This window comes from Stenotrophomonas sp. NPDC077420 (assembly GCF_044543385.1).
GTDB lineage: Bacteria > Pseudomonadota > Gammaproteobacteria > Xanthomonadales > Xanthomonadaceae > Stenotrophomonas.
Map to the genome: position 1 here is coordinate 1 of NZ_JBITVZ010000038.1, position 4,664 is coordinate 4,664.

General features: G+C 58.9%; 4 protein-coding genes. 2 read left to right on the forward strand and 2 right to left on the reverse strand.

Features of this window, described 5'->3' with window-relative positions; genetic code table 11:
• Nucleotides 1–332 precede the first annotated feature (332 nt).
• Both ACIGII_RS19425 and ACIGII_RS19430 read left to right on the forward strand, forming a co-directional pair.
• A complete protein-coding gene (locus tag ACIGII_RS19425; protein WP_399641326.1) occupies nt 333–2,426 on the forward strand; it encodes a hypothetical protein in 2,094 nt (697 codons plus the stop codon).
• Nucleotides 2,419–2,898: a hypothetical protein gene (locus ACIGII_RS19430; RefSeq protein WP_313218374.1), complete on the forward strand. Its 480-nt coding sequence runs from the start codon at nt 2,419–2,421 to the stop codon at nt 2,896–2,898. The genes ACIGII_RS19425 and ACIGII_RS19430 overlap by 8 nt, the downstream gene beginning before the upstream one ends.
• A gap of 138 nt (nt 2,899–3,036) precedes the next feature.
• Here ACIGII_RS19430 and ACIGII_RS19435 read toward each other — a convergent pair whose 3' ends face one another.
• A complete protein-coding gene (locus ACIGII_RS19435) occupies nt 3,037–4,260 on the reverse strand; it encodes an MFS transporter (RefSeq protein WP_313218375.1) in 1,224 nt (407 codons plus the stop codon).
• A gap of 46 nt (nt 4,261–4,306) precedes the next feature.
• Nucleotides 4,307–4,664: ArsC/Spx/MgsR family protein (locus ACIGII_RS19440; RefSeq protein WP_399657650.1), on the reverse strand; the 358-nt coding region annotated here is incomplete at its 5' end.

Genomic DNA, 4,664 nt, shown 5'->3' on the forward strand with positions numbered 1-4,664 from the left:
CGACACGGTTCCAATGGCGGCCTGTCCCCGATAGAGTTTGAACGGCAGTACGCACTAAACGGCTGAAGAGTGTCTACAAAAGCCTGGGCGATTCAATCCACTTTGATGCGTTTGTTCGGCACGGTATGGCGTTGGCGGCAACGCACGGTGTGAGTTGGGAGATTTCCCTTGATCACACTGGGGCCGCAGTTAAGGGTCAGGAGTGGGACCTGACAAAACTCGCAGGCGGTGTTGCACCTACGCACCGCCTTCGCCACCTTTGCTCCGATCCCTCTGCGCTGAGCGCGCTAAATGGTGTCCGCGTCTCCAATGGGCTTCCACCGCTGCCCTTTGTGACTTTTTCCACACCATGGCAGGACCTCATCAAGGCCGCCGTGATGCAGCAACTCTTTGTTCGAAGGAACTCGCCAGGCCACGTAACCAATAGTGTAGTTCGGCCACTGCGGGTGATTGCGACCTGCCTGGCGGCGATTGAACCGTGGCAAGCTACAGTTGACGACATGGCCCTGGCGGTTGCTATCGGGAAGGAAGTTCAGGCCTCAGGCAAGCTCGGCGACTTGATCGCGGGACTGACCAACGATCTGTTCGACATCAATCACTTGACGGATTCGGGACCACTCTACCCTGCCCTTGCGTCATCTCGCCTTCAGACCCGGGCTCCGCGGCGATCCAAGTTTTTAAGATCGCAATCTGAGATCAAGCACAGCCTCGAGGAACGTAAAAGGGCTGAGCGCCTGCCGGAGCGCCGCGCGTTCTGGGAGTTGGTCAGGATCGTGATGACCGAGCAGCCACTGACGTTCATGGACGAGGTTCGATTCGCAGCTATCCGCATAATGATATTAACCGGATTTAGGATTGGCGAGGCTGTTCTACTCCCCGTAGATTGGCGTACAGAGAGACACTACTACGACTCGAAGCAGCGCCCTGCCGGCGAATTGGGCGGGTATTCGCATTCACTAATGATCCGGCATTTTGCCGAAAAGCAACAGGCGAAGAACGCAAGAAGCACGGTGCTCATCGAAAGGAGTCACTATGTGCCAAAGATGTTTGAGGACATTGTTATGGAGACGCTCGCACGAGCCGTGGCAATCACCGATCCTCTTCGAAATACCCTGAGGAAGCAGGTCGATACAGGGCGCCTTCTTCCAGACTTTCAGCCAGGTGACTTGGTTCCGGTCACGCGGATCTACACCTTTCTTACAGGCAATGCGTTCTGGCTGGACTTGAGTGATGTGCAGAAGAAAAGTCTTATAGACAGGTGCCGCCGACATTATTCGGTCGAGAGCTTCGCTGAGATACAGCGTCTGCAGGAGCAGATGAGTGTGCACTCCCAAGTGAAGGTGAGTGCAGCCGCAAGCATGTACTTTCGTCGAATGGCAGGGATCGACAGCCGAGACTGCGGCGCTGTGTCACTTAGAAATGAAGATGGGAAGGCCATTTCCTTTAGCAGCGCTGGGGGCGATCTACATTCCGCATTCGTGAGAATTGGCGAGCTTGAGAGTCACCTTCGTACTGCGGCGGCTTCAAAGTTGCCTGACGCCGAGCCCTTCAGCCTGGAGGATCGCAACTTTGCTTCATGGGAGTTCCTTTTTCTGCATCCGAAGCGATCGCTCAGCGAGGAGCGAAACGGAGGAATCTGCGATGTCAGCCGGTATTTTGCCGTTGGCAGGCCAGACGAAGGCCTGGTCAATCGCGGTCTAGGCGAGCAGAAATCCCGCGATACGCTGTTTCAACGCTACGGCCAGTCCGCAGCGGACAAGGAGCTGGTTCTGACCTCGCACTCTCTTCGTCATCTGCAGAATACTGAGCTCTTCAGGCTTGGTGTTGCGGACACAATCATCTCAAAGCGATTCAACCGCCGTAGCGTGGTTCAGAGCTACGAGTATGATCATCGCAGCTTGGCGGAAGAGCTTGATCAACTCGAGCTTCCAGACGAGGTGGAAGCGGCACTGGGCGACAAGGCGTCCACCGTGGCCAGGATGATTCAGTTGGGTCGGGCCAGCGGCCCAATCGTGAACGCATTCAAGCAGATTCAGAGTAGTGAGGGCGATGCTGCTGCGTTCGATTTCTTGAAGGCGGAGGCCGATGGATTTCATGCAACCCCCTACGGACATTGCTTGAACAGCTTCACTGTAGATCCGTGCCCAAAGCACCTGGAGTGCTTCTCTGGCTGCAGGCACCTTTCCGCTACCGATCTGCCTGAGAATAGAAGCCATCTGCAGACCCTTGAGCTAAAGCTTGTCGCGACAGTTGAGGCTGCGGAGGCAAGGTCCTCTAGCAGCCTAGGTCGAAGCAATCAGATTCATCACGCGAAGACTAGGCTGGCGGGCGTGCGGACGCTTCTAGCCACGGCGCCAGGGGAGAAGCCGTTTCCAGGCGGTCAGGACCTTTCGCTTGCTGCACCCAAGGGAGTTTTGGATGAATAGTGACAGCTCTGAGCCCAGCAAGACTGACCCGGACCCGGAAATGCGCTTGGTGCTTGATGATCTCCTGTCGCGGGATGAGGACATCACTGCGCGGGCCGTCGCACGACTGCACCCAAAGATCAACGCTGCGTCATCAATTACGCGCAACTTAGAACGTAGTCGGCTTCTAACCAGTTACCAGCAGCGGCAGGCTGAGTTTCGTCGTTGGCGTGGCAGGCCCGCCAAGTTGGCCGGTGCCGCAGCTGCCAGCGCACTCGCGGACCGCGACCTGTATATCTCGGAGCTTGAGTCTCAGGTTGCCTTGCTGACTTCGTCACATGTTGCATTGATTCGGGCGGTCGGCGAGTTGGGCGGATTCAGTAAGTGGGCGCAGTTTTACCAGTCGTATCGCGAATCGCGGGATAGATTGATTCAGCTCGGCGCACTACCTGAGGCGAGCGTTGATGTAATGCCGGCACGCAGAAGGAAATGAACCTCCGGTACGGGACGAGTGACGCAGCTGTCCAACTTTGCCTGGGGTTAGAATTGGACGAGGCGGAGAGCCGCTTGCGGTGTTACCTCAAATCGCCGGGGCACAGTGTTTGAGTTCAAGTGTGCATGCGCTGCACCATCAATGGCGCGCGCATTGCATCTTCGAAGGCAGCCACCAGCTTACGACCAAGGAAACGGTGGCAAGCAGCGCCAGCAGGCAGATCAGCCAGGCAGGTCCGATTCGCTCCAATGCAATGGCTGCAAGGGGCGGTGCCGCCGCCTGTGCCAGTAGCATGGGTCGGGCAAGGTTGCCCATGGTCTTGCCGTAGTCCGCCGATCCGATCAAGGCTAACGGGAGGGTCCCGCGGGCCACCGTGAGTATCCCGTTGCCGGCACCGTAAATGACGAATGAAGCGATCGCTGTCCACGGGTGTCCGGTGAGCAGCAGCAGGAGTGCAGCCAACGTCGCTGCAATTCCCACGCGCGCAGACCAGGTGGGGTGCACGCCTCGTCCAAAGTGCATCTCCAGCAAACGAGCGACGACCTGGGCCGGGCCGATGACGATGCCAGCGAGCAGCGCCACCGATGGCGCCAACCCGTTGGCACCCAGCAAAGCGATCAGATGCACCGACAAGGTCGCCATGATGGCTGCCTGGCAGGTCAACAACAGGCCGATGAGCACAAGCCAATGTGCTGGCGGTGCTGCAGCCTTGACGATTGCTGCAATACTGGCCGGGGCAGCCGCCGGCGCTGGCCAAGGTGTCCTTGAGCCAGTACGAGGTTGATGCTTCGGAATCGCGAGCAAGTGGATGGGCAATGCGACAAGCAGGTTGAATGCGGCGGCTACCCACAACGCGCCGCGCCATCCCATGGCCTCTTCAAGGTGGGTCAGCGCTGGCCAGCCGAGCGTGCTTGCAAAGCCGGCCACCAAGGTCAGGCCGGCAATGGATCGCTTCGCGTTTGCCCCGAGCAGCTGTCCAAGCGTCGAGAACGCTGCGTCATAAAGGCCCGCAGACATGGCAACGCCCAGTACCACCCAGCCAAGGTAATAGGTAGCTGGGGAGTGGGACGTGGCCAGCACCGCCAAGCCCATGGCAAACACTATGGAGCTGACCGCCAGCACGGCGCGCCCTCCCCGCCTGTCGATGGTCCGACCGGCCAGGGGAGCCAGTAGTCCGGCTGTGACCAGCCCAGCGGAAAGGCCTCCCACCACCAGCCCCAGCGACCAACCAATGCTTCTGGACATGGGAAGCGCCAGAACTGCCAACAGGTAATAGCTGCTGGCCCACGCAATGATCTGGCCCACCCCCAGCGCAACGATCAGCTGGGGCAGCTTCTGCGGCTGTCTGGACGCGCTCTGCATGCTCTCGAACTCTCCCTGCCGCGAACTCTCCCTGCCGCTTAGCAACTCAGCGGACGCGCTTGCCGTCCTGATCGATCACGACTTCGCCATCTTCCTTGGTAAAGGGCTCGTGCACTGCTGGCAGGATGTCCAGAACCACCTCAGAAGGCCGGCACAGGCGCGTGCCCATGGTGGTCTGGACGAAGGGGCGATTGATGAGAATAGGATTGGCCAGCATGGCATCCAGCAGTGCGTCCTCGCTCAACGCGTAATCGTCCAGCCCCAGCTCCAGATAGGGTGTGCCTTTCTGGCGGATTGCACCGCGAACATCCAATCCGGCGGCGGCAATCAGCTCGGCAAGCCGCGTTCGGCTGGGTGGGTTGACCAGGTACTCAATGACTTCAGGCTCAATGCCGGCGTGGCGA

Coding starts and splice junctions, on each gene's coding strand:
- ACIGII_RS19430 (WP_313218374.1), top strand. CDS start 2,419: ATGAATAGTGACAGCTCTGAGCCCAGCAAGACTGACCCGGACCCGGAA.
- ACIGII_RS19435 (WP_313218375.1), bottom strand. CDS start 4,260: ATGCAGAGCGCGTCCAGACAGCCGCAGAAGCTGCCCCAGCTGATCGTT.